This is a genomic window from Acidovorax sp. 107, from assembly GCF_003058055.1.
In the GTDB taxonomy this organism is placed as follows: Bacteria; Pseudomonadota; Gammaproteobacteria; order Burkholderiales; family Burkholderiaceae_C; genus Acidovorax.
The window spans coordinates 102088-124552 of sequence record NZ_QBTZ01000002.1 but is presented as its reverse complement, the minus strand read 5'-3'; the positions used below and the strand labels follow the sequence as shown (position 1 = coordinate 124552).

The 22465-nt window shown below is 66.5% G+C and carries 20 protein-coding genes; 11 read left to right on the top strand and 9 right to left on the bottom strand.

Going from position 1 to position 22465, the window contains the following annotated elements; genetic code table 11:
- Nucleotides 1-5 precede the first annotated feature (5 nt).
- From C8C99_RS23450 to C8C99_RS24335, 9 genes are all read right to left on the bottom strand, one after another.
- Nucleotides 6-803, bottom strand: a complete 798-nt coding sequence (locus C8C99_RS23450) for a crotonase/enoyl-CoA hydratase family protein (protein ID WP_108627374.1) — start codon at nt 801-803, stop codon at nt 6-8.
- A gap of 10 nt (nt 804-813) precedes the next feature.
- Nucleotides 814-2409 (bottom strand): carboxyl transferase domain-containing protein, encoded by a 1596-nt coding sequence (locus C8C99_RS23445; RefSeq protein WP_108627373.1) that lies wholly within the window; start codon nt 2407-2409, stop codon nt 814-816.
- A gap of 24 nt (nt 2410-2433) precedes the next feature.
- Nucleotides 2434-3186 (bottom strand): glucose 1-dehydrogenase, encoded by a 753-nt coding sequence (locus C8C99_RS23440; protein WP_108627372.1) that lies wholly within the window; start codon nt 3184-3186, stop codon nt 2434-2436.
- A gap of 61 nt (nt 3187-3247) precedes the next feature.
- Nucleotides 3248-4237, bottom strand: coding sequence for a hydroxymethylglutaryl-CoA lyase (locus C8C99_RS23435; protein WP_108627371.1), 990 nt, complete (start codon nt 4235-4237; stop codon nt 3248-3250).
- A gap of 18 nt (nt 4238-4255) precedes the next feature.
- Entirely contained in the window at nt 4256-6256 is a 2001-nt protein-coding gene (locus tag C8C99_RS23430; RefSeq protein WP_108627370.1) for a biotin carboxylase N-terminal domain-containing protein, read from the bottom strand.
- A 66-nt stretch (nt 6257-6322) separates the two neighbouring features.
- The gene (locus C8C99_RS23425; RefSeq protein WP_108627369.1) at nt 6323-7930 is read right to left on the bottom strand and encodes a carboxyl transferase domain-containing protein; all 1608 of its coding nucleotides are present in this window, start codon (nt 7928-7930) and stop codon (nt 6323-6325) included.
- A 32-nt stretch (nt 7931-7962) separates the two neighbouring features.
- Complete coding sequence (locus C8C99_RS23420) at nt 7963-8751, bottom strand: enoyl-CoA hydratase/isomerase family protein (protein ID WP_108627368.1); 789 nt, start codon at nt 8749-8751, stop codon at nt 7963-7965.
- The gene (locus C8C99_RS23415) at nt 8748-9914 is read right to left on the bottom strand and encodes an acyl-CoA dehydrogenase family protein (protein WP_108627367.1); all 1167 of its coding nucleotides are present in this window, start codon (nt 9912-9914) and stop codon (nt 8748-8750) included. The genes C8C99_RS23420 and C8C99_RS23415 overlap by 4 nt, the downstream gene beginning before the upstream one ends.
- Nucleotides 9911-10033: a hypothetical protein gene (locus tag C8C99_RS24335; protein ID WP_255411701.1), complete on the bottom strand. Its 123-nt coding sequence runs from the start codon at nt 10031-10033 to the stop codon at nt 9911-9913. The genes C8C99_RS23415 and C8C99_RS24335 overlap by 4 nt, the downstream gene beginning before the upstream one ends.
- A gap of 39 nt (nt 10034-10072) precedes the next feature.
- Between C8C99_RS24335 and C8C99_RS23410 the strand changes: the two genes are divergently transcribed.
- The 11 genes from C8C99_RS23410 to C8C99_RS23360 all read left to right on the top strand — a co-directional run bounded on the left by C8C99_RS23410 (nt 10073) and on the right by C8C99_RS23360 (nt 22356).
- On the top strand, nt 10073-12124 hold the full coding sequence (locus C8C99_RS23410) for an NADPH-dependent 2,4-dienoyl-CoA reductase (protein WP_108627366.1): 2052 nt from the start codon (nt 10073-10075) through the stop codon (nt 12122-12124).
- A gap of 19 nt (nt 12125-12143) precedes the next feature.
- Entirely contained in the window at nt 12144-13310 is a 1167-nt protein-coding gene (locus C8C99_RS23405; RefSeq protein WP_108627365.1) for an acyl-CoA dehydrogenase family protein, read from the top strand.
- Nucleotides 13311-13394: 84 nt separating this feature from the next.
- Complete coding sequence (locus C8C99_RS23400) at nt 13395-14561, top strand: acyl-CoA dehydrogenase family protein (protein WP_108627364.1); 1167 nt, start codon at nt 13395-13397, stop codon at nt 14559-14561.
- Nucleotides 14558-15724 (top strand): acyl-CoA dehydrogenase family protein, encoded by a 1167-nt coding sequence (locus C8C99_RS23395; protein WP_108627363.1) that lies wholly within the window; start codon nt 14558-14560, stop codon nt 15722-15724. Before C8C99_RS23400 ends, C8C99_RS23395 begins: the two co-directional genes overlap by 4 nt.
- Nucleotides 15721-16131 (top strand): Zn-ribbon domain-containing OB-fold protein, encoded by a 411-nt coding sequence (locus C8C99_RS23390; RefSeq protein ID WP_108627362.1) that lies wholly within the window; start codon nt 15721-15723, stop codon nt 16129-16131. Before C8C99_RS23395 ends, C8C99_RS23390 begins: the two co-directional genes overlap by 4 nt.
- Nucleotides 16128-17285: a thiolase gene (locus C8C99_RS23385; protein ID WP_108627361.1), complete on the top strand. Its 1158-nt coding sequence runs from the start codon at nt 16128-16130 to the stop codon at nt 17283-17285. The genes C8C99_RS23390 and C8C99_RS23385 overlap by 4 nt, the downstream gene beginning before the upstream one ends.
- A 28-nt stretch (nt 17286-17313) precedes the next feature.
- Nucleotides 17314-18234 (top strand): SDR family oxidoreductase, encoded by a 921-nt coding sequence (locus C8C99_RS23380; protein WP_108627360.1) that lies wholly within the window; start codon nt 17314-17316, stop codon nt 18232-18234.
- A 14-nt stretch (nt 18235-18248) separates the two neighbouring features.
- A complete protein-coding gene (locus C8C99_RS23375; RefSeq protein WP_108627359.1) occupies nt 18249-19106 on the top strand; it encodes a MaoC/PaaZ C-terminal domain-containing protein in 858 nt (285 codons plus the stop codon).
- Nucleotides 19107-19149: 43 nt separating this feature from the next.
- Complete coding sequence (locus tag C8C99_RS23370; RefSeq protein ID WP_108627358.1) at nt 19150-19953, top strand: enoyl-CoA hydratase/isomerase family protein; 804 nt, start codon at nt 19150-19152, stop codon at nt 19951-19953.
- A gap of 12 nt (nt 19954-19965) precedes the next feature.
- Complete coding sequence (locus tag C8C99_RS23365; RefSeq protein ID WP_108627357.1) at nt 19966-21132, top strand: acyl-CoA dehydrogenase family protein; 1167 nt, start codon at nt 19966-19968, stop codon at nt 21130-21132.
- A 9-nt stretch (nt 21133-21141) separates the two neighbouring features.
- Nucleotides 21142-22356: a CaiB/BaiF CoA-transferase family protein gene (locus C8C99_RS23360; RefSeq protein ID WP_108627356.1), complete on the top strand. Its 1215-nt coding sequence runs from the start codon at nt 21142-21144 to the stop codon at nt 22354-22356.
- Nucleotides 22357-22465: the final 109 nt, after the last annotated feature.

The window sequence follows — 22465 nt, the reverse complement described above, 5'->3', positions numbered from 1 at the left end:
AACACTCAGGTCTGCCGCCAGGCCGGCGGGCGCTTGCCAAAGAAGGTGGCGATGCCTTCGCGCCCCTCCTCGGTTTCCCAGGCGTCGGCCAGCTTGTCGGCGGTGTAGATCATGTTGGTGGGCAGGTCGTGCGTCCGCACATAGGCCACCAGCTTCTTGGTGGCGGCCACCGCGCCCGGCGCGCACTGCAACAGGTCGGCCAGTTCGCGCTCGACGGCGGCGTCGAGCTGGTCGGGCGCCACCACTTCAGAGAGCAGGCCCAGACGCTGCGCCTCTGCCGCGCTCATGCGGCGCGCCGTCAGGAAGGTGCGCCGGGCGTTGGCCTCGCCCATGCGCGCCACCACGTAGGGCGCGATGTTGGCCGGCAGCAGGCCCAGGCGCACCTCGGTCAGCGAATAGACGCCGGTATCGACCGCGACCGTGATGTCGCACACCGAGATCATGCCGACGCCGCCCCCGTAGGCGGGGCCGTTGATGCGGCCAATCACGGGCATGGGCAGTTCGTTGAGGGCGCGCAGCATCAGCGCCAGATCGCCGCTCTCGCTGACGCGCTCGGCCCGGCTCTTCTTCATGTTGTCCTGCATCCAGCCCAGGTCGCCGCCGGCGCAGAAGGTCTTGCCGGCGCCCGTCAGCACCACGGCGCGCACGCCCGGCGCCGCGGCCAGCCAATCGATGGCGCGGCGCAACTCGCCGATCAGGGCGGCGTTGAGCGCATTGTGGGTGTCGGGGCGGTTCAACGTGAGGCGGGCCACGCCACGCGCGTCGATGGCAAGTTGCAGGGTCTCGTAAGTGGGGATGCTCATGGGGGTTCTCTTACATGCGGTAAACAGGGGTGGCGGTGTTCGGCATCGCACGGCGTGCCGCCAGCGCCAGCGCCAGGCCCAGCACGTCGCGCGAGGCCGCGGGTTCGATCAGCCCGTCATCCCACAGCCGGGAGGTGGCGTAATAGGGGTCGCTCTGGCGCGCGTACTGTTCGCGCACCTTGCGTTCGGTCTCGGCCAGCCGGGCCTCGTCGGCCGGGCCGCGCAGGTTGGAGCGCGCCAGCTCGACCATCACGTTGCTGGCGATGTCGGCGCTCATGGTGGCGACCCTGGCGCTGGGCCAGGCGAACAGGAATTCGGGCTCGAAGCCGCGCCCGCACATGCCGTAGTTGCCGGCGCCGTAGGAGCCGCCGACGACCAGCGTCAGCTTGGGCACGCGCGCGCAGGCCATGGCGTACACCATCTTGGCGCTGTGCTTGGCGATGCCGCCACGCTCGGCCTCGGTGCCGACCATGAAGCCGGGAATGTTTTGCAGAAACAGCAGCGGCACGCCGCGCTGGTTGGCCAGCTCGATGAAATGCGCGCCCTTGAGGGCCGCCTCGGCCAGCAGCGCGCCGTTGTTGGCGAGGATGGCCACCGGCTGCCCGTGGATCGCGCCAAAACCGGTCACCAGCGTATCGCCCCACAGCGGCTTGAATTCGTGGAAGGCGCTGCCGTCCACCAGCCGCGCGATGATCTCGCGCGCGTCGTACGGTTGTTTCGGGTCGGCCGGCACGATGCCGTTGAGTTCGACCGGATCGTGGCACGGCGGGCTGGGCGGCAACGGCGGCGCCATGGGCGGCTCGGGCGGCAGGCTGGCCACGATCTGGCGCAACATGGCCAGCGCCTGGTGCTCGTCCTCGGCCAGGTGGTCGCTGACGCCGGAGACGCGGCTGTGCATCTCGGCGCCACCGAGGGTTTCGCCATCGACCGTCTCGTTGATGGCGATCTTGACGATGGACGGACCGCCCAGGTGAATGCGGGCGTTGCCGCGCACCATCACCACTTCGTCCGACAGCGCGGGGATGTAGGCGCCACCCGCGGTGCAGCCGCCAAACACGGCCGAGAGCTGCGGCAGGCCAGCCTGCGACATGCGGCACTGGCGGTGAAAGCTGTTGCCGAAGTGGTCCTTGTCGGGGAACACGCGGTCCTGTTCCGGCAGGAAAGCGCCGCCGCAGTCCACCAGGTACAGGCAGGGCAGGCGCAGGCGCTCGGCGATTTCCTGCGCCCGCACGTGTTTCTTGACGGTTTCATGGAAGAAAGAACCGCCCTTGACGGTGGCGTCGTTGGCAATGAACATGCACGGCCGCCCGGCCACCATGCCCACGCCGGTGACGATGCCCGCGCCTGGCACCTCGTTGCCATATTGATCCCAGGCAGCGAGCGGCGAGAGCTCCAGAAAGGCGCTGCCGTCATCGACGATGAAGTCGATGCGCTCGCGCACCAGCAGCTTGCCGCGTTCGCGGTGGCGGCGGATGTGCGCGTCACGCCCGCCGGTGGCCACCTCGGCCAGGCGCGCGCGCAGAAGATCGACCTGGCCCGCGTGGTGGGCCAGGTTGTCGCGGAAGCCCGGACCTCGCACATCGACCAGCGTTTGAATCACGGACATTCCGTATCCTCCTTTGAAGCGCGGTCAGAGCGCGGTGTAACCACCATCGACCACCAGCTCCGAGCCAACCACGAAGGACGACTCATCGGAAGCCAGGAACAGGACCGCCGCCGACACCTCCCGCGGCTGCGCCGCCCGCCCGAGCAGGGTGGCGCCGAGCAGCGCCTTGTGATTGGCCGGATCGCTCAACAGGTCCTTGGTCATCGGCGTCTCGATGACGCCGGGGTGAACCGAATTGACACGGATATTGAAGGGGGCGAGATCGGCCGCGCAGGCCTTGCTGAATAGCCGCACCGCGCCCTTGGAAGCCTCATAGGCGCAGGCGCTGGGTGCGCCGACCAGGCCGTAGATGGACGAGATGTTGATGATCGAGCCGCCACCTGCCTGCCGCATCGCCGGCACCACCGCCCGCGTGCCGAAAAAGGGGCCACGCACGTTGACGTTGAAAATACGGTCCCACTCCGCCGTGCTGGTTTCGTGCACCGGTTTCATCAGAAGGATGCCGGCGTTGTTGACCAGCACGTCGATGCGGCCCGCGCGCTCGACGATCTGCTCGACCACCGAACTCCACCGCGCCTCGTCGATGACGTCGAGATCGAGAAATTCGGCGCGCCCGCCGCGCTGGCGAATGCCCGCCGCGACGGTTTCGCCGAGCTCGGCACTCACGTCCGCGACGAACAGCCGCGCGCCCTCGCTGGCGAGCAGCTCGCAGTGGGCCTGGCCCATGCCCATCGCGCCGCCCGTCACCAGAATGACCTTGTCCTGTACTCGACCCATGATCTTCTCCTTGGAGTGTCAACCCTGTGTGGCATGAAAATGCCCTGAACCCTGCCCGCGCTCAGGGCGCCGCGTGACAAACCTCTTGCATTTGCCGGCCGGCACGAAAGCCCTTGAGCGAGCCGCTGCGCATCACATGGCCCGACAGGGCGCGGCCGATGATGCGTTCGGCCAGCCGCGCCGCCTCGATCAGCATCTCCAGGTCGATCCCGGTCTCAATCCCCAGTTCCTGACACATGAACACCATGTCCTCGGTGCATATGTTGCCGGCCGCGCCGCCATGCTGGTGACCCGCGAACGGACAACCGCCCAAACCCGCCACCGAACTGTCGAACAGTCGAACGCCCATCTGCAAGGCGGCATAGACATTGGCGCCGCCGACGCCGCGCGTGTCGTGCAGGTGCAGGCCGATCCGGGCCTCCGGCACGATCTCGCGCAACGCGCCGATGCGGCGCTTGATCTCCTCGGGATTTGCCCACCCCATGGTGTCGGCCAGGTACACCGCCGGCAGCGGCACACGCCGGTCAGCACACGCATCGACCAGCCAGCGGACCTGGTCGGTCACGACCGACAGCGGCACGGCGCCACCAAGATTGCAGCCGAAAGCCGTGATCACGTAGGCCTTCTCCACCGGAATACCCAGGGCGATGTAGCGGTCCAGCCAGCCGAGCTGGCGTTCGCGCATCTCCGCCACACTGCAATGGTTGTTGCGCTGCGAAAACGGCTCGGTGGAGTAGAACATCAGCTTGCCGTCCAGGTCCACCTGTTCGCAGGCGCGCGCCCGCTCGAAGCCGTTGTCGTTGAGCCAGAGCGCCGTGTAGCGGGTGCCGGGACGCTTGGCGATGGCGGCAAACAGCTCGGACGCGTCGGCCATCTGCGGCACCGCGCGCGGACTGACGAAGGACGCCACCTGGATCTGCTTCAGGCCCGAGGCCGCCAAGGCGTCAACCAGCGCTGCGCGGTCCGCCAGCGGATAGGTTTGCCGCTCCATCTGGAAGCCCTCGCGCGGGCCCTCCTCGTGGAACTCGACGGAGGTAGGCAAGTTGCTCATCGCTGGCATCTCCTTCGATCAGGCCGGGCTGACTTCGGCCAGCACCTGGTGGCGCTCGACCATGTCGCCAACCCGGCAGCGCAGGCCGCTCAGGCGGCCTTCGAACGGCGCCGAGACGTGCAGCTCCATCTTCATCGATTCGAGCACGATCACGGTCTGGCCAATGGCGACCATCTCGCCAACTGCTGCCTTGACCGCGACCACCTTGCCCATCATCGGTGCGCCCAATTGTCCGCTGGCGGCCGCGTCCGCGGCAGCGCCACCCAGATAGGGTTGCGCCGTGAACACACTGCTGCCCAGCGCACTGGAGAGCTCTATGTGCTGCGCATCGCCCCGAATCGTCAGCTCCAGCGCCCGGCCGCCACATTGCAGCAGGCAGCGCCCGCCCGCCAGCGGCTGCAGCGCGGCGTTCACGGCCTGCTCGCCAATGACCAAGGCGCACACGCCATCGGCGTCGCGCATCGAAAACCGCACCGGCCACTCGGCAGCACCCATCTTCAACACCAGGGCCGGCTGGGGCGCGGCCTGGATCGGCCCACTGCTCAGCCGCCAGCCCGTGAAGCCGTCCCACAGCGTCCAGCAGCCCAGCGCAGGCGACTCGGCGCGCTGCTGCGCCAGCCAGTGCAACGCGGCGGCCGCCAGATGCTCCAGCGGCGGCGCGGCGGGCGCCAACACGCCGCCGCGCTGTGCATGGCGCTCGTCGATCAGGCGGGTGTGGAAAGTGGCATCGCGGGTTTCCGGCCATTCCAGCAGTTCATGCAGGAATTCCAGGTTGGTGACCAGGCCGATCACCGTGCTGGCGCGCAGTCCGGCCCCCAGCGCCCGGCGCGCTGCCTCGCGGTCGGTGCCATGGGCGATGAGCTTGGCGATCATCGAGTCGTAGTGCGGCGAGATGTCGTCGCCGCTGTCCACCCCGGACTCGATGCGCACGCCCGAGCGTGAAAAATCGACCACCTGCAACTGCCCGGTGGCCGGCAGGAAACCGGCATCGGCGTCTTCCGCGCACAGCCGGGCCTCGAAGGCGTGGCCGCTGCACCGCACGTCGGCCTGCGCCAGCGGCAAGGCGCCGGTGGCGGCGATATGCAGTTGCAACTCCACCAGATCGAGTCCGGTGACTTCTTCAGTTACCGGGTGCTCGACCTGCAAGCGCGGATTGACCTCCAGGAAGTAATGTTCATCCCCGGTGACGACAAACTCCACCGTGCCCAGGCCGCGGTAGTTCACGCCGGCGGCCAGCTTGACCGCGTCGGCCAGGATGGCCGCGCGCAGGCGCGGGCTGAGTCCGGCCGAAGGCGCTTCCTCGATCACTTTCTGATGACGGCGCTGCAAGGTGCATTCGCGCTCGAACAGGTGAATGGCGTGGCCCTGACCATCACCGGCCACCTGCACCTCCAGGTGGCGCACCTGCGGCAGGTAGCGCTCGACGATCAACTCACCATTGCCGAAGGATTTTTCAGCCTCGCGCATGGCGCTCTCGATGCGCCCTTCCAGGCCGTCGAGCGTGTCGACCACCGCCATGCCGCGACCGCCGCCGCCGGCCACGGCCTTGAGCAGCACCGGCAGCGTCATGCCGCGCACCAGATTCAACACGTCGGCCGGATCGGTCATGCCGCTTTCGCTGCCGGGAATGACCGGCACGCCCAGGCGGGCGGCCTCGCGCTTGGCGCTGGCTTTGCCGCCCACGCGTTCGATGGTCTCGGCCCGGGGACCGATGAAGGTGAGTCCGGCGGCTTCGAGCGCGCGCACGAAGTCCGCGTTTTCCGAAACGAAACCATAGCCCGGATGCACGGCATCGGCGCCGACGCGCCGGGCCGCCGCGATGATGGCCTCGATGTTGAGGTAGCTCTCGCTGGGCGCGGCGCCCCCGAGCTCGACCGATTCACCGATCTCGCGCACATGGCGGGCCAACCGGTCGGCGCTGGAATGCACGGTGGCCACTTCCAGGCCGAGCTTGCGGCAGGTGCGCGCAATGCGGCAGGCGATCTCGCCGCGATTGGCAATGAGGATTTTCTTAAGCATGCCCAACTCCTGCGGCGAAGCGGGTCATCAAGACGGTGTGGATGCGTGGCATGGATGACGTCCTGGTCAGAAACGGAAGACACCGAACGGTGTCGGCTTGGCGGCTGTACGGGATGCGAGGTCGAGCAGCAAGCCCATGGCATCGCGCGTTTCCACCGGATCGATGATGCCGTCCACCCACAAATTCGAGGAGAAGTTCTTGGCCGGCTGGAAGTCTTCGTAGATCTTGCGCACCGGGGCCTTGAACGCCTCTTCCTCCTCGGGCGTCCATTCCTTGCCCTCGGTCTTGTTGATCTGTTTGCGCACCAGCGCCATCACGGTGGCGGCCTGGTCCGGGCCCATGATGGCTGCGCGGCCGGTCGGCCAGGCGAACATCGCGGTCGGGTTGAACGGACGGCCGCACATCGCCAGGTAGCCGGCGCCGTAAGAGGCGCCCATGATGATGGTGTACTTGGGCACGTTGGCCGACGCCATGGCGGTGATCATCTTGGCCCCGGCCTTGGCGATGCCGGCCTGCTCGGCGGCGCGCCCGACCATGAAGCCGGTCACGTCGGCCATGAACAGTAGTGGGATGTCCCGCTGGCAGCACAAGTCAATGAAGTGCGCCGCCTTCATCGCGCTCTCGGGAAACAGCACGCCCTGGTTGGCCAGGATGCCGATCTCATGGCCGTGGATGCGCGCAAAGCCGGTCAGCAGGGTGTCACCGTACATCGGCTTGAATTCCTGGAACCGACTGTCGTCGACAAAGCGCGCCAGAATTTCGCGCGTGTCGGTCGGGATCTTGGCGTCGCGGCTGATGATGCCGTATATCTCGCGCGGATCGAAGCGCGGGGGCACCGAAGGCTGGCGCGTCCAGCGCGGCCTGGGCTGCTCGCCCAGGTCGCGCACGATCTCGCGCGTGATGGCCAGGGCGTGGCGGTCGTCTTCGGCGATGTGATCGGTCACGCCGCTGACACTGCAGTGCATCTTGGCGCCGCCCAAGGACTCGGCGTCCACCGTCTCGCCGGTGGCGGCAAAGGTCAGCTCGGGGCCGCCCAGGTACATGTAACCCTGTTCCTTGACGATCACCGCCTCGTCGCACAGCGCCGGGATGTAGGCGCCACCCGCTGTGCAGGGGCCCATCACCACGGCAATCTGCTGGATGCCTTCGGCCGACATGCGCACCTGGTTGTTGAAGATGCTGCCGAACTGGCCCACGTCGGGGAAGATGTTGGCCATCTCCGGCAAGAAGGCGCCACCACTGTCCACCAGCGTGATGCAAGGCAGGCGGTGTGCCCAGGCAATCTGCTGCGCCCGCACATGCTTCTTGCAGGTCATGCCGTAGTAAGTGCCGCCCTTCACGGTGGCGTCGTTGGCAATGATCATGCACGGGCGCCCCTGCACCAGGCCGATGCCGGTGATGATGCTGGCGCCCGGCGGCACGCCGTCATACATATCTTCGCCGGCCAGCATACCGATCTCCAGGAACGGCGAGCCGGCGTCGAGCAGCACTTCAACCCGATGACGCGGCAGGATCTTGTTGCGGGCCAAGTGCTTTTCGCGCGCCTTGGGCGGCCCGCCGGCCAGCGCGAGCTGGCGGCGGGCGTGCAAGTCTGCGATCATGGCCTCGTAGGCCTGGCGGTTGAGTCGGAAGTCGTCGTCGGAAGTCGACACGCGGGAGGAAAGAATGGTCATCGTCGCTCTTGCATCGGTTCGTAAGGAGAGTCTCAGGCCCTGAACACCGGGGTGCGGCGCGCCTCGAAAGCTGCCAGCCCCTCGCTCACGTCATCGTCCAGCAGGGCGGTACTGGCTAGGTCTTCCTCGAGCTTGAGGCCGACCTCCGCCGACCCCTCCATGCCTTGCCGCGCGAGACGTTTCATGGTGGCCATGCCGATGCGGCTGCGCGTGGCGAGCTTCGTGCAGTATTCCAGCGCCGCCCCGCCCAGCGCCTCGGGCGCAACCACATAGTTCACCAGTCCCCACTGCAGGGCCGTGTCGGCGTCGATCCAGCGCGCCGAAAAGAACAGATCCAGGCCACGTCGCAAGCCGACGATGCGCGGGATGCGCTGGCTGCCGCCCCACCCGGGAATCAAACCGAACTGGGCGTGCTGGTCGCCAAAGCGCGCGTCTTGGGCCGCGAAAATGACGTCGCAGGCCAGCATCAGTTCGCTGCCACCGGCCAGGGTCAGGCCCTGGCAGGCCGCCACCACCGGCAGGTCGCTGCGCTCCAGGCGCTTGAGCACGCCGTGGCCATAGCTGATGAAATGTTGCAACCTGGCCGGATCGGCGCGCAAGGCCTTGACCTCATCCAGGTCGGCGCCGGTGCAGAAATGCTTGCCTTGCGCCCGGATCAGGATGGCGCGCACACCGGAGTCGGCCTGCTCGAATGCGTCCATCGCCTCCTCGATGCCCGCATGAACGGTCAGCGACAGGCAGTTGAATTTTTCGGGTCGCGCCAACTCGATGATGCCAACGGCACCTTCACGGCTGACCACCACGGAGGACGTCTGACTCATGACTTGTTCTCCTTGGCATACTGCACGGCTGCGCGGCCCACGCGCTCGCGGGCGACGATCAGCTTCATGATTTGCGCCGTGCCATCGCCGATTTCCAGACCCATCACATCGCGCAAACGCTGCTGGTGCGGCAGGTCCATCGACCAGCCGTAGTGACCAAAGGTCAGCAGGCACTGGTGGATCGCGTCAAAGGCGGTTTTTGGCCCCATCCACTTGACCATGGCCGCTTCCGCGGTGTGCGGCTGGCCGGCGTCGCGCAAGGCCAGGCCGTGGTAGCAGAGCTGGCGGCAGGCGGCGATCAGGGTCTCGAACTCGACGATCGGAAAACTCACGCCCTGGTACTGCGCCAGCGGTGCGCCAAATGTGTGGCGCTCCTTCACGTACTCCCAGGTTTCGTCGATCGAGGCCTGCGCGGCGGCCACGCACTGCAGCGCGATCAGGATGCGGCTGAAGTCGAATCCCTGCATCACCTGCGTGAAACCCTTGCCCTCCTCGCCCAGCCGGTTGCCGACCGGCACCCGCACGTCGTCGAAGAACACCGAGCCACGGCCGATGATCTTGCTGCCCACGTCATTGAAGCGCGTGCGCTGCACGCCTTTCTGGTTCAGTTCCACCAGGAACGCGCTGACGCCGCGCGCGCCCTCCTCCGGCTTGCCGGTGCGCGCGAACAGCACCATGGCATCGGCCTGGTCGGCAAAAGTGATGGAGGTCTTTTCGCCAGAAAGCACGTACTCGTCCCCCTCGCGCCGCGCCTTGAGCTGCAGATTGGCGGCGTCCGAGCCACCGCGAGGTTCGGTCAGACCCAGGGCGACGATGGCCTCGCCCGCCACGATCCGACTGTTCCAGGGTCGCGCCAACTCGGGGGACGCATTGGCATGGATGATGGCGCCCATCAGCGAACTGAGCAGCTGCATGTAGCTTACGTTGAAGTCGGCATAGGCAATTTCCTCGGTGATCATGCCGGCCGTGACGCCACTCAGGCCCAAGCCGCCATATTCCTCGGACAGATCGACCCCGATCAGACCCAGCGCGCCCATTTCCTTGAACAGCGCCCGGTCGATGCCCGGTTGCGATTCGCGCTTCTGGTAATCGGGTCTGAGTCTTTCTCGCGCAAAGCGGCGCGCCACGTCACGCAGCGCAATCTGGTCGTCATCAAACATCATGGGGAAATCTCCTGGCTGACTGTTGCCGAAATCGCCGCCTGCGCCACACCGTCGATCAAGACAAAGAATTTGCGACGTTCTTCCATGGCATGGCTGGCCGACACCGTATAATAACTCATCGAACAGGTGTTAGTTAGATTATTTGGAGACTATCTGCCATGTCCAATGCCCCCGCTTCCTTTCCGACGCTGCTGTCCCCCCTGAAGGTCGGCGCACACACCCTTGGCAACCGGGCGCTGATGGGCTCGATGCACACGCGCCTGGAGTCGCTGGACCACTCCATCGACCGGTTGTCCCTGTTCTATGCCGAGCGGGCGCGCGGTGGCGCGGGCCTAATCGTCACGGGCGGCTATGCCCCCAACCCGGATGGCCTGCTGGACGAAACCGGCCCCCTGCTCGTCACGGCGGAGCAGGCCGATGCGCTCCAACCGATCCCTCGGGCGGTGCATGCCGAAGGCGGCAAGATCATTCTGCAAATCCTGCACACGGGCCGCTACGCCAAAATTGCCCAGCCCGTCGGCGCCTCCGAGATTCCCTCGCCCATCAACCCGCGCGCGCCGCGCGCCCTGAGCACGGCCGAAGTCTGGCAAACGATCGAGGACTATGTGCGCTGCGCCGAACTCGCCCAGCGCGCCGGCTTCGATGGCGTGGAGATCATGGGCTCGGAGGGCTACCTGCTCAACCAGTTCACCGTCACGCGCACCAACCAGCGCAGCGACGAATTTGGCGGCAGCCTAGAAAATCGCCATCGCCTGCCGGTGGAGATCGTTCGTCGCACGCGCGCCCGGGTGGGTCCAGAGTTTCTGCTGATGTTCCGGGTCTCGGCGCTCGATCTGGTCGAAGGCGGCGCACCGGCCGATGAAATCGACCAACTCGCCCAGGCGGTACAGGCCGCTGGCGCCGATATCCTCAACACCGGTATCGGCTGGCACGAAGCACGCATCCCGACCATTGCCTATGTCGTGCCACGTGCCGCCTGGCGCTTCGCCGCGGCCCGCGTCAAAAAAGCGGTGTCGATCCCGGTCATCGTCTCCAACCGGATCAACACGCCCGATCTGGCCGAAGAAATCCTGGCCAGTGGCGACGCCGACATGGTGTCGATGGCGCGCCCTTTCTTGGCCGACGCCGACTTCGTGCACAAGGCGGCGCATGGCCGCGCCGATGAAATCAACACCTGCATCGCCTGCAACCAGGCCTGTCTCGACTACATCTTCGCCGACCGGCCCGCGACCTGCCTGGTCAATCCCCGCGCCGGCCGCGAGCTGGAGTTCTCGCTACTGCCGCCACGGGCCGTGCCGCGCAAGGTGGCGGTGATCGGCGCCGGCGCAGCCGGGCTGGCCTGCGCGCTGACCGCCGCCGAACGCGGCCACGCGGTCACCCTGTTTGAAGCCGGGCCCGAGATCGGCGGCCAATTGAACCTGGCCCGGGCCGTGCCGGGCAAGCAGGAGTTCAACGAACTGTTGCGCTACTTCAAGCAAGGCGTGGCGCGGCATGACGTCATGATCAAGCTTGACACCCGGGCTGAGGCCCAATCGCTCGCTGGCGGCCACTACGACCACATCGTGATTGCCACCGGCGTGCGCCCGCGCCTGCCGCAGATCCAAGGCATAGCTCACCCGAAAGTGGTGAGCTATGCCGACCTGCTGGCGGGCCGGGTGCAGGCGGGCCACCGGGTCGCGGTGATCGGCGCCGGGGGCATCGGTTTCGACGTGGCGGCGTTCCTGCTGCACGAAGAACATGCTGATGGCGCCGCCAGCACGCCGCAGGCGGTCGACCGGTTTCACGCTGAATGGGGTGTCGACACCTCGCCCTCAGCCGCTGGCGGCCTGAAACCGATGCAGCCGGTCAAGGCGGCACGCGAAGTCACCCTGCTGCAGCGCAAGCCGGAAAAACCCGGGCGCAACCTGGGCATGACCACCGGCTGGGCGCTCAAGGCCGAACTGGCGCGACGCGACCTGCGCATGCTGTCGGGCTGCAGCTACGAGCGCATCGACGACGCCGGCCTGCACCTGCGAGTCAATGGCGAGCCACACGTGCTCGATGTAGACACCATCGTGATTTGCGCCGGCCAGGACAGCGAGAACACGCTGGCCACCGAATTGCGCGAGTTGGGCCTCGCGCCGGAGGTCATCGGCGGCGCCGAGCTGGCCGCCGAACTGGACGCCTTGCGCGCCATTGACCAGGGCACGCGTCTCGGTCTGGCGATCTGAGCCCACTGGAACACCCCCCATGGATTTCACCACCAACCCAGAACACGAATCAATTCGCGAAGCGATCAGCAAAATCTGCGCCCGCTTCGACGACAGCTACTGGCTCGAACGTGATCGGGTGGGCGGCTTTCCACATGAGCTGCACCGCGCCCTGGCTGACGGCGGCTGGCTCGGCGTTTGCCTGCCACAGGAGTATGGTGGTGGCGGACTGGGCATCAGTGAAGCGACCGTGATGATGCAGACCATTTCACAGTCGGGCGCCGGGCTGTCTGGCGCATCGGCGGTGCACATGAACATTTTCGGCCTGCAGCCGGTCGCCGCGTTCGGCACCGACGAGCAGAAACGCCGCATGCTGCCGCCGCTGATCCAGGGCAAGGAAAAAGCCTGCTTCGCCGTGACCGAACCCAACACCGGCCTGAACACCACCCGCTTGAGAACCCGTGCCGAACGGGTCGGCGGCCACTATGTGCTGTCCGGCCAGAAGGTCTGGATCTCGACCGCCCAGGTGGCTGAGAAGATGCTGATCCTGGCGCGCACCACGCCGATCGAGGACTGCAAGCATCCGACTCTCGGCCTGAGCCTGTTCTACACCGACCTGGACCGCCGTTTTGTCGAGGTGCGCGAAATCGAAAAGATGGGGCGCAAGGCGGTCGACTCGAATGAACTCTTCATCGACGGTCTGCGGGTGCCGCTGGAGGACCGCATCGGGGAGGAAGGCCGCGGCTTCGAATACATCCTGCATGGCATGAACCCCGAACGGGTGCTGATTGCGGGCGAAGCGGTCGGCCTGGGCCGCAAGGCGCTGGAAGTGGCCGTCAAGTACGCCAAGGAAAGGGAAGTGTTCGACCGGCCCATCGGGCAGAATCAGTCGATCCAGCATCCGCTGGCGCAATCGTGGATGGAACTCGAGGCCGCCGAGATGATGGCGATGCGCGCGGCCTGGAAATACGACAAGGGCCTACCCTGCGGCGCCGACGCCAATGCCGCCAAATACATGGCGGCCGAAGCCGGTTTCAACGCCTGCCAGCGCGCCATGGCCACGCTCGGCGGCTATGGCTACGCCAGGGAATACCACGTCGAGCGTTACCTGCGCGAGATGATGATTCCGCGCATCGCGCCGATCAGCCCGCAACTCATCCTGTGCTTCATCGCCGAGAAGGTGCTGGGCCTGCCCAAGTCCTATTGACACGCCCATGGCCGATTTTCCTCCCGCCGGGGCCGGCAGCGGCCTCGTCGATACCGTTCAACCGACAACGCAACCCACCCCATCATGACCGCCACCCCCGACAGCGAACGCGCTGAACAGCTGACCATGCTGCGCGAGAGCGCGCTGAGTTTCGCCACCAAGGAATCGCCCCTCAACCGTGCCCGCGCCCTGCGCCAGCAGACGCCGGGCCATGACCGCCGCTTCTGGAACGCCCTGGCAGAGCAGGGTTGGACCGGGCTGCTCGTGCCTGAACAACTGGGCGGCTACCAACAGGGCTTCGCCGAGATGGCCGAGGTGGTGGCCGTGCTGGCCACCCAGGTCGCGCCAGAACCGGTGGTACCGGTGCTGGTCTTCGCCGGTCGGCTGCTGGCGCATGCCGGCAGCACCGAGTTGTCGGCGCGGCTGCTCGGTGAACTTGCCGGGGGACGAACGTTGCCCGCCGTGGCCTGGCAGGAAGATGTCACCGGCGCGAAAGACCGGCTCGACCACGCCGCGACCCGGTTGGAGCGCCAGGCCGACGCCCTGCTGCTTAATGGCGGCAAGCGCCATGTGCGCCCCGGCGCCGGTGCCGACGGCCATATTGTCAGCGCCAGCGGGCCGCAAGGCCTGGCCCTGGTGTGGGTGCCAGCCGACACGGCAGGCCTCACCGTGAGCAGCCAGCCGCTGGCAGACGGCAGCTACGCAGCCCAGATCGATCTCAACCACATTCGCCTGCCCGCCAGCTACCTGCTGGCCGAAGGGCAGACGGCCGTCGCCGCCCTCACCCGCGCCTACGATGAAACCCTGGTCATGACCAGCGTCGAACTGCTGGCCCTGGTGCGCAGCATGCTGTCCATGACGCAGGACTACCTGCGTACGCGGGTCCAGTTCGGCAAGCCGATCGGCAGCTTCCAGTCGCTGCAGCACCGCGCCGTCGATCTGCTGATCCAGCAGGAGTTGACCGCCAGCGTGGTGGCCCAAGCCGTGGCCCTGCTCGACGCCCCGGACAGCGATGCCACAGGGCGCTCGGTCATGGCCAGCCGCGTCAAGTCGCGCGCGTCGGACGCCGGGCTGCAGGTGGCGCGCGAAGCGGTGCAACTGCACGGCGCCATTGGTGTCACCGACGAATACGACCTGGGTCTGTATCTGCAGCGCGTCCTGGTGCTCGCCGCCTGGCTGGGCAATGGCACCCAGCAACGCCGCCGCTACGCCGACCTCACCCGCCACACCACCGCGCAGGAGCACGCATGAATCTCTCCGCCACCACCACCGACTGGAACGCACTCGACGATGCCCGCTTCCGCGCCACCGTGCGCGAATTTTTTGAAGCCCAGTATCCGGGCGAATGGCGCTACCCGCAGCGCCGTCTGCGCTGGGCCGAAATCGGGCCATGGTACCTGACGCTCTCGAAAAATGGCTGGATTGCGCCGAGCTGGCCCACGCAGTACGGCGGCATGGGACTGAGCCCCGAAAAACTCATCATTTTCATTGAAGAGCAGGAGCGCTGGGGCGTCGCGCGCGCCCCCGACATGGGCATCACCATGGTCGGCCCGCTGCTGATTCACCACGGCAACGACGCGCAGCGCGCCCACTACCTGCCCAGAATCATTGCTGGCGAGCACATCTGGTGCCAGGGTTATTCGGAACCCAATTCGGGCTCCGACCTAGCCAGCCTGCGCACCGAAGCGGTGGTAGACGGCGACGACTTCGTGGTCAACGGGCAGAAGACCTGGACCACGCTGGCGCAGGACGCCACCCACATCTTCCTGCTGGTGCGCACCGACAAATCGGCCAAGAAGCAGGAGGGCATCAGCTTCCTGCTGGTCGACATGAAAACGCCGGGCATCACGGTGCGGCCGATCCGCAACATCGCGGGCAACGAGGACTTCTGCGAAGTCTTCCTGGAAAATGTGCGCGTGCCGCGCGCCAACATCGTCGGCGAGTTGAACAAGGGCTGGACTATCGCCAAGGCGCTGCTCGGCTTCGAGCGCATCTTCCTGGGCAGCCCCAAGCAAAGCCAGTACGCGCTGGCGCGCGTGCAGGAAGCGGCACGGCGGCTCGGTCTGTTCGAAGACGGCGGCTTTGTGGACCGCTACACCAAACTGGCGCTGGACGTGGCCGATCTGGGCACGCTCTACGGCCGCTTCATCGAACAGGTCAAGCGCGGCGAAACCCTGGGACCCGATGTCTCCATGCTCAAGCTGTTCGCCACCGAAACCTATTCGCGCCTGGCCGACCTGTTGGTTGACGTCGTCGGCGCCAGCGGCGGCACGCCCGGCGACATTGCCCTGCCCGGCGGCAAGACCGATGCGTTGACCACCTTCTACAACGCGCGCCCGGCCACCATCTACGGCGGCAGCAACGAGGTGCAGCGCAACATCCTGGCCGCCAGCGTGCTGAAGCTGCCGTCATGAAGAGCGCGCGCCATCCCGTTTTTGAAGGCCCGGGGCCGGACGCCCTGTTCGCGCAGGCGCTGGCGCGGGGCCGCTTCGAGATCCAGCATTGCAGCGCCTGCGGCCAGCACGTGTTTTATCCGCGCGCGCTGTGTCCGCATTGCGGCTCGGCCCAGCTCGACTGGGTTGAACCCAGCGGGGCCGGTCAGGTCTATTCCAGCACCACGGTGCGCAGAAAACCCGAGTCCGGCGGCGACTACAACGTCGCGCTGGTGGATCTGGCCGAGGGGCCGCGGCTGATGTCGCGCATCGATGGCGTGCCGCCTGAGCAGGTGCGCATCGGCATGCGGGTGCGGGCGCGCGTGATCGACGACCCGGCCAAGGGCAAGCTGCTGGTCTTCACGCCACAGGAGACCACGACGCCATGAGCACTGCTTCCCCTCTGCGCGGTGCCGCCGCCATCGTCGGCGCCAGCCTGGGCGGCGTGCCCATGGCGCCCGGCCGCAGCGCGCTCGAAATCCTGGGCGAAGCGGTGCACGGCGCGCTGGCCGATGCCGGTCTGAAGCTGTCCGATGTCGATGGCCTGTTCACCGGCTCGTCCTACTACTTCCTGGCCGGCCTGTCGGTGGCCGAATACTTGGGGCTCAAGCCCAAGTTCTGTGAAGCCACCATGGTCGGCGGCTCGTCTTACGTGGGCCACCTGCTCACCGCCGCCATGGCCCTGCACACCGGCCAGTGCGAGGTGGCGCTCATTTGCTATGGCAGCAACCAGGGTTCGGGCTTCGGCAAGCTCAAGTCGATGGCCGAGACCCCTTTGTACGAGGCGCCTTACGAGCCGCGCTACCCGATCTCCAGCTACGCCCTGGCCGCCGCGCGCCACATGCACCAGTACGGCAGCACGCGCGAAGATCTGGCGCACATCGCGGTGGCGGCGCGTCAATGGGCGCGGCTCAATCCGCTGGCGCACGCGCGCGAACCGCTCAGCATCGAGCAGGTGCTGGCCGCGCGCTTGGTGAGCGACCCGCTGTCGGTGCTCGATTGCTGCCTGGTCACCGATGGCGGCGGCGCCCTGGTGCTGGTGCGCAGCGAGCGGGCGCGCGACTTTCCCAAGCCACCGGTCTACGTGCTGGGCGCGGCAGCCGCCACTTGGCATCGCCAGATCGGCTCCATGCCCGACCTGACGGTGACCGCCGCCGCCGAGTCCGGGCCACGCGCCTTCGCCATGGCCGGGCTGGCACCGAAGGACGTGGACGTGCTGGAGCTGTACGACGCCTTCACCATCAACACGCTGCTGTTCCTCGAAGACCTGGGCTTTTGCGCCAAGGGCGAAGGCGGCGCTTTTGTGCGCAACGGGCGCATCGCGCCGGGCGGCGCGCTGCCGGTCAACACCAATGGTGGCGGTCTGTCGTGCTGCCACCCCGGCATGTACGGCATGTTCCTGCTGATCGAAGCGGTGCAGCAACTGCGCGCCGAGGCCGGGGCGCGGCAGGTGCGCGGCGCCGAGGTCGCGCTGTGCCATGGCAACGGCGGCGTTCTTTCAAGCCAGGTGACGGCCCTGCTGGGCACGGCCGCCACCGTCTGATCTTTCATCAACAAACAGGAGTCATTTCATGAACAAAGGCACCATGCTGCAAGACAAGGTGGCCGTGGTCACCGGCGCGGGCCGGGGTATCGGCCGGGATATCGCACTGCAGATGGCGGCGCAGGGCGCCAAGGTGGTGGTCAACGACATCGGCGCTTCCGTCGGCGGCGAGGGCAACGACGCCAGCCACGGCCAGCAAGTCGTCAACGAGATCAAGGCCGCCGGCGGCCAGGCCGTGCTCAGCACCGACAGCGTGTCGACCTGGTCGACGGCCAACCGCATCATCGAATGTGCCGTTGACACCTTCGGGCAGATTGACATCGTGGTCAACAACGCCGGCATTCTGCGCGACCGGCTGTTCTTCAATATGTCGCCCGAAGAGTGGAGCGCCGTGATCGACGTGCACCTCAACGGCAGCTTCTTCACTTCGCGCGCCGCCGCGCCGCACTTCAAAACGCAAAAATCGGGCGCCTACGTGCACATGACTTCGACTTCGGGTCTGATCGGCAACCTGGGGCAGGCCAACTACGCCGCCGCCAAGCTGGGCATCGTGGCCATGTCACGCCACATCGCCGGCGACATGCAGCGTTACAACGTGCGCTCCAACTGCATCTCGCCCTTTGCCTGGAGCCGCATGATCGGCGCCATTCCGACCGACACGCCCGAGCAGCAAGCCCGCGTGGAAAAGCTGAAGAAGCTCGGCACCGAGCAGATTGCGCCCATGGCCACTTTCCTGGCCAGCGATGCGGCGGCCGACGTCACGGCCCAGATCTTCGCCGTGCGCGGCAACGAGATCTTCCTCATGAGCCAGTCGCGCCCGATCCGCGGCATGCACACCAGCGAAGGCTGGACACCCGAGACCATCGCCGAACGCGTGCTGCCCGCCATGAAGCAAAACTTTTATCCGCTGGAGAGCTCGAACATCGTGTTCTCCTGGGATCCGGTCTGAAGCGAAGCGACGCCATGGCGATCCACTACGACCGACTGATGGCGTGGCCGTTCGAGGACGTGCGCCATCGCTACACGCAGCGCGACACCCTGCTGTACGCGCTGGGCATCGGCCTGGGCGCCGACCCGACCAACGAGGCCGAGCTGCGCTTCGTCTATGAGAAAGACCTGCTGGCGTTGCCCACGCTGCCGGTGGTGCTGGGCTACCCCGGCATGTGGATGAAAGACCCGGCCACGGGCATCGACGCCGTGCGCCTGGTGCATGGCGAGCAAGGGCTGCGCATCCATCGCCTGCCCGCCCCCGAGGGCGAGGTGATCGGGCGGACCAAGGTCACCGGGCTCATCGACAAAGGCCCGGGCAAGGGCGCGCTGGTTTATACCGAGCGCACGGTGCATGACGCCGCCTGCGGCGAACTGCTGGCCACCCTGAGTTCGACCACCTTCTGCCGCGCCGACGGTGGCTTTGGCGGCCCCACCGGCCCGGTCAAAGCCGTGCACGAACTGCCCGCGCGCACGTCCGATCACAGCCTCGACTTCGCCACCCAGCCGCGCGCCGCGCTGATCTACCGGCTCTCGGGCGACTACAACCCCCTGCATGCCGAACCCGCGGTGGCGCGCGCGGCCGGCTTCGAGCGGCCCATCCTGCACGGCCTGGCCACCTATGGCATTGCCGGCTGGGCCCTCACCCGGAGCGTCTGCGGCGGCGATCCCCATGCCCTGCGCGCCATGGACGTGCGTTTCTCCTCGCCCGTGTACCCCGGCGAGACGATACGCACTGAAGTCTGGGTGGACGGCAACGTCGTTTCGTTTCGGGCCCGCGCCGTCGAACGCGATGTGGTGGTGCTCAACAACGGTCGCGCCGAGCTGCGCTGACCGTCCATGGCCTTTTTTTTCTTTTTTCTCAAGGAGCCTTCCGATGAACTACGCTGACTTTCAATTCCTCACCTTCGACCACCGCCCCAACGGCGTGCTGCTCATCACCATCAACCGCCCCGAGGTGATGAACGCCACCAATGGCCGTCTGCACTGGGAGCTGACCAAGATCTGGGGCGTCGTCAACGATGACGCCAAGACCCGGGTCGCGGTCATCACTGGCGCGGGCGACCAGGCCTTCTCGGCCGGCGGCGACCTCGAATGGGTGGCCAACATGGTCGGTAACCCCAAGGAAATCGCCAACACGATGACTGAGGCTTCGGACGTGGTCTACAACATGATGGCCTGCGACAAGCCCATCATCTCGGCCATCAACGGCGTGGCCGTGGGCGCTGGCCTGGCCGTGGCCTTCCTGGCCGACATCAGCATCATGGCCGAGGAAGCCAAGATCACCGACGGCCACGTCAAGATCGGCGTCGCCGCCGGCGACCACGCCGCCATCCTGTGGCCGCTGCTGTGCGGCATGGCCAAGGCCAAGTACTACCTGATGACGGCTGATTTCGTCAACGGCAAGGAAGCCGAACGCATCGGCCTGGTCAGCCTGTGCGTGCCGCGCGCCGAGCTGATGGACAAGGCCATGGCCGTGGCCAACAAACTGGCCAATGGCAGCCAGCAGGCGATCCGCCTGACCAAGCGCTCCCTGAACGGCTGGATGAACGTGGCGCGCCCGATCTTCGAGAGCTCGCTGGCCATGGAAATGCTGTGCTTCCTCGGCGAGGACGCCAAGGAAGGCGTGGCCTCGGTGCGCGAGAAGCGCGCGCCCAAGTTTCCTTCCACCCAGCAATAAGGAGCGGCCTCCATGAACTTCCAGCTGACCCAAGAACAACGGATGATCTACGAGTACGGCGATCGTATCTCGAAGCAGTTCGACCATAACTACTGGCGCGGCTACGCCGAGAAGAACGAGCGTCCGACCGAGCTGTACCAGCAGATCACCGACGACGGCTTTCTCGGCATCATGGTGCCCGAGGCCTACGGCGGCGCCGGCCAGGGCATGACCGAGATGCTGCTGTTCATGGAGGGCCTGGCCAACAACGGCATTCCGCTGCTGAACCTGGTGGTCGGCCCGACCATGACCATGGGCCTGCTGGCCAAGCACGCCAGCGAGGACATGAAGCGCCGCTTTCTGCCGGGCGGCTGCGCCGGCGAGATCAAGTTCTGCTTCGCCATCACCGAGCCGAACGCCGGCTCCAACTCGATCGAGATCACCAGCATCGCCAGGCCCGACGGCCAGGGCGGTTTTCGGCTCAATGGCCAGAAGGTCTTCATCACCGATGCCAACTGCGCCGACTACGCCATGGTCGTCACGCGCACCACGCCGCGCGCCGACGTGAAGAAGAAAACCGACGGCTTCACCATCTTCATGGTGGACATGAAGAAGAAAGGCATCAGCAAGACGCTGATTCCGGTCGCCTTCCCGGTGCCCGAGACGCAGTGGCAACTGTTCTTCGACGATGTGGAGCTCACCGAAGCCGACGTGCTGGGCGAAGTGGACAAGGGCTTCAGCATCCTGTTCGACACGCTCAACCCCGAGCGCATCATCCTGTCGGGCCTGTGCACCGGCGTCGGCCGCTTCGCGCTGAAGAAGGCGGTGGCCTACGCCAACGACCGCAAGGTGTTCAACAACACCCCCATCGGCGCCCACCAAGGCGTGCAGCATCCGCTGGCCATGGCGCGCAGCGAGATCGAGATGGCCTCGCTGATGGCGCTCAAGGCCGCCTGGGCCTTCGACCAGGGCCTGCCAGCCGGCGAATTTGCCAACATGGCCAAGTACGCCGCCGCCGAGGCCGGGATCCACGCCGTTGACAGTGCGATCCAGTGCTTCGGCGGCAACGGCTTCACCAAGGAATACGGCATGTACGATCTGTACGGCCTGGTGCGACTGCTGCGCACCGCGCCGCTGAACCGTGAAATGGTGCTCAACCACATCGCCGAGCATGTGATGGGCCTGCCGCGCTCGTACTGACAAGCCACCATGAACACACGCCTCTCCCTCCCAGTCTTCGGTGCGCTGGCCGGTCTGAAGGTGATCGACCTGTCGCGCGTGCTCGGCGGGCCTTACTGCGGCCAGATCCTGGCCGACCACGGCGCCCACGTCATCAAGGTCGAGCCGCCCGCCGGCGACGAGACCCGCGCTTGGGGCCCGCCCTTTGCCGACGACGGCACCGCCGCCTACTACAACGGCCTGAACCGCAACAAGCGCGACATCGTGATCGACCTGTCCCTGCCCGAGGGGCGCGAGATTGTGCTCAAGATGCTGGCGGATGCCGACGTGCTGATCGAGAACTTCAAGATCGGCACGCTGGAACGCTGGGGCATAGGCCATGATCAGACGATGCGCGAACGCTTCCCGCGCCTGATCCACTGCCGCGTCAGCGGCTTCGGCGCCAATGGGCCACTGGGCGGCGCGCCGGGCTACGACGCCGTGGCACAGGCGCTGGGCGGCCTGATGAGCGTCAACGGCACGCCGGACACCGGAGCGCTGCGGGTCGGCGTCCCGGTGGTGGACATCGCCACCGGCCTGTCGGCCGTGATCGGCGTGCTGCTGGCGGTGATCGAACGCCAGCGTTCCGGGCGCGGGCAGTTCGTCGAGGCCACGCTGTACGACACCGCCGTGTCGCTGCTGCACCCGCAAAGCGCCAACTGGCTGCAGTCGGGCCAGACACCCACGCTCAGCGGCAATGCGCATTCCAACATCGTGCCCTACGACAAGTTTCCGACCCAGACCTGCGAGGTCTTCCTGGGGATCGGCAACAACGGACAGTGGAAAAAACTGTGCGAGTTCCTCGGCCGACCCGAGTTGGCCGAGGAGCCGCGTTTTGCCACCAACGCCGACCGTTTGCAACACCGCGATGCGCTGCGCGCTCTGCTCGAAGAGCATTTGCTGAAGGTGGATGGCGAGTGGCTGTGCCAGGAACTGCTGGCAGCCGGCATTCCCGCAGGCGCAGTCAGAACCGTTCCTCAGGTCTTGACCGCCCCGCACACCCTACATCGCGACATGGTGGTGCAGGTGGAGGGAATGTCGGGCATCGGCATCCCGGTCAAGCTGTCACGTACACCAGGCCGGGCGCACAGCGCCCCGCCGCGCTTTGGCCAGCACACGCGCGAGCTGCTACTAGAGCATGGCTACGGCGTTGCCACCATTGACGCCCTGATTGCGCGGGGTACTGTGCAACAAGCAGCGGCATGAACGCCCGCTGGAAAGAACTAGGGAAACCCCCGTGGCCCCTAACTAACGTTCGACGTATTATGGATTAGATTTTTTATGTGAAGCAGCAATTGGGCTGGCAAGTTGCCAT

Bases quoted from the DNA above. Each gene is read 5' to 3' on its own strand.
- C8C99_RS23360 (WP_108627356.1), top strand. From the start codon at position 21,142: ATGAACACACGCCTCTCCCTCCCAGTCTTCGGTGCGCTGGCCGGTCTG.
- C8C99_RS23395 (WP_108627363.1), top strand. From the start codon at position 14,558: ATGAATCTCTCCGCCACCACCACCGACTGGAACGCACTCGACGATGCC.
- C8C99_RS23440 (WP_108627372.1), bottom strand. From the start codon at position 3,186: ATGGGTCGAGTACAGGACAAGGTCATTCTGGTGACGGGCGGCGCGATG.
- C8C99_RS23370 (WP_108627358.1), top strand. From the start codon at position 19,150: ATGAACTACGCTGACTTTCAATTCCTCACCTTCGACCACCGCCCCAAC.
- C8C99_RS23405 (WP_108627365.1), top strand. From the start codon at position 12,144: ATGGATTTCACCACCAACCCAGAACACGAATCAATTCGCGAAGCGATC.
- C8C99_RS23420 (WP_108627368.1), bottom strand. From the start codon at position 8,751: ATGAGTCAGACGTCCTCCGTGGTGGTCAGCCGTGAAGGTGCCGTTGGC.
- C8C99_RS23385 (WP_108627361.1), top strand. From the start codon at position 16,128: ATGAGCACTGCTTCCCCTCTGCGCGGTGCCGCCGCCATCGTCGGCGCC.
- C8C99_RS23375 (WP_108627359.1), top strand. From the start codon at position 18,249: ATGGCGATCCACTACGACCGACTGATGGCGTGGCCGTTCGAGGACGTG.
- C8C99_RS23400 (WP_108627364.1), top strand. From the start codon at position 13,395: ATGACCGCCACCCCCGACAGCGAACGCGCTGAACAGCTGACCATGCTG.
- C8C99_RS23410 (WP_108627366.1), top strand. From the start codon at position 10,073: ATGTCCAATGCCCCCGCTTCCTTTCCGACGCTGCTGTCCCCCCTGAAG.
- C8C99_RS23435 (WP_108627371.1), bottom strand. From the start codon at position 4,237: ATGAGCAACTTGCCTACCTCCGTCGAGTTCCACGAGGAGGGCCCGCGC.
- C8C99_RS23445 (WP_108627373.1), bottom strand. From the start codon at position 2,409: ATGTCCGTGATTCAAACGCTGGTCGATGTGCGAGGTCCGGGCTTCCGC.
- C8C99_RS23380 (WP_108627360.1), top strand. From the start codon at position 17,314: ATGAACAAAGGCACCATGCTGCAAGACAAGGTGGCCGTGGTCACCGGC.
- C8C99_RS23365 (WP_108627357.1), top strand. From the start codon at position 19,966: ATGAACTTCCAGCTGACCCAAGAACAACGGATGATCTACGAGTACGGC.
- C8C99_RS23450 (WP_108627374.1), bottom strand. From the start codon at position 803: ATGAGCATCCCCACTTACGAGACCCTGCAACTTGCCATCGACGCGCGT.
- C8C99_RS23425 (WP_108627369.1), bottom strand. From the start codon at position 7,930: ATGACCATTCTTTCCTCCCGCGTGTCGACTTCCGACGACGACTTCCGA.
- C8C99_RS24335 (WP_255411701.1), bottom strand. From the start codon at position 10,033: ATGAGTTATTATACGGTGTCGGCCAGCCATGCCATGGAAGAACGTCGC.
- C8C99_RS23415 (WP_108627367.1), bottom strand. From the start codon at position 9,914: ATGATGTTTGATGACGACCAGATTGCGCTGCGTGACGTGGCGCGCCGC.
- C8C99_RS23390 (WP_108627362.1), top strand. From the start codon at position 15,721: ATGAAGAGCGCGCGCCATCCCGTTTTTGAAGGCCCGGGGCCGGACGCC.
- C8C99_RS23430 (WP_108627370.1), bottom strand. From the start codon at position 6,256: ATGCTTAAGAAAATCCTCATTGCCAATCGCGGCGAGATCGCCTGCCGC.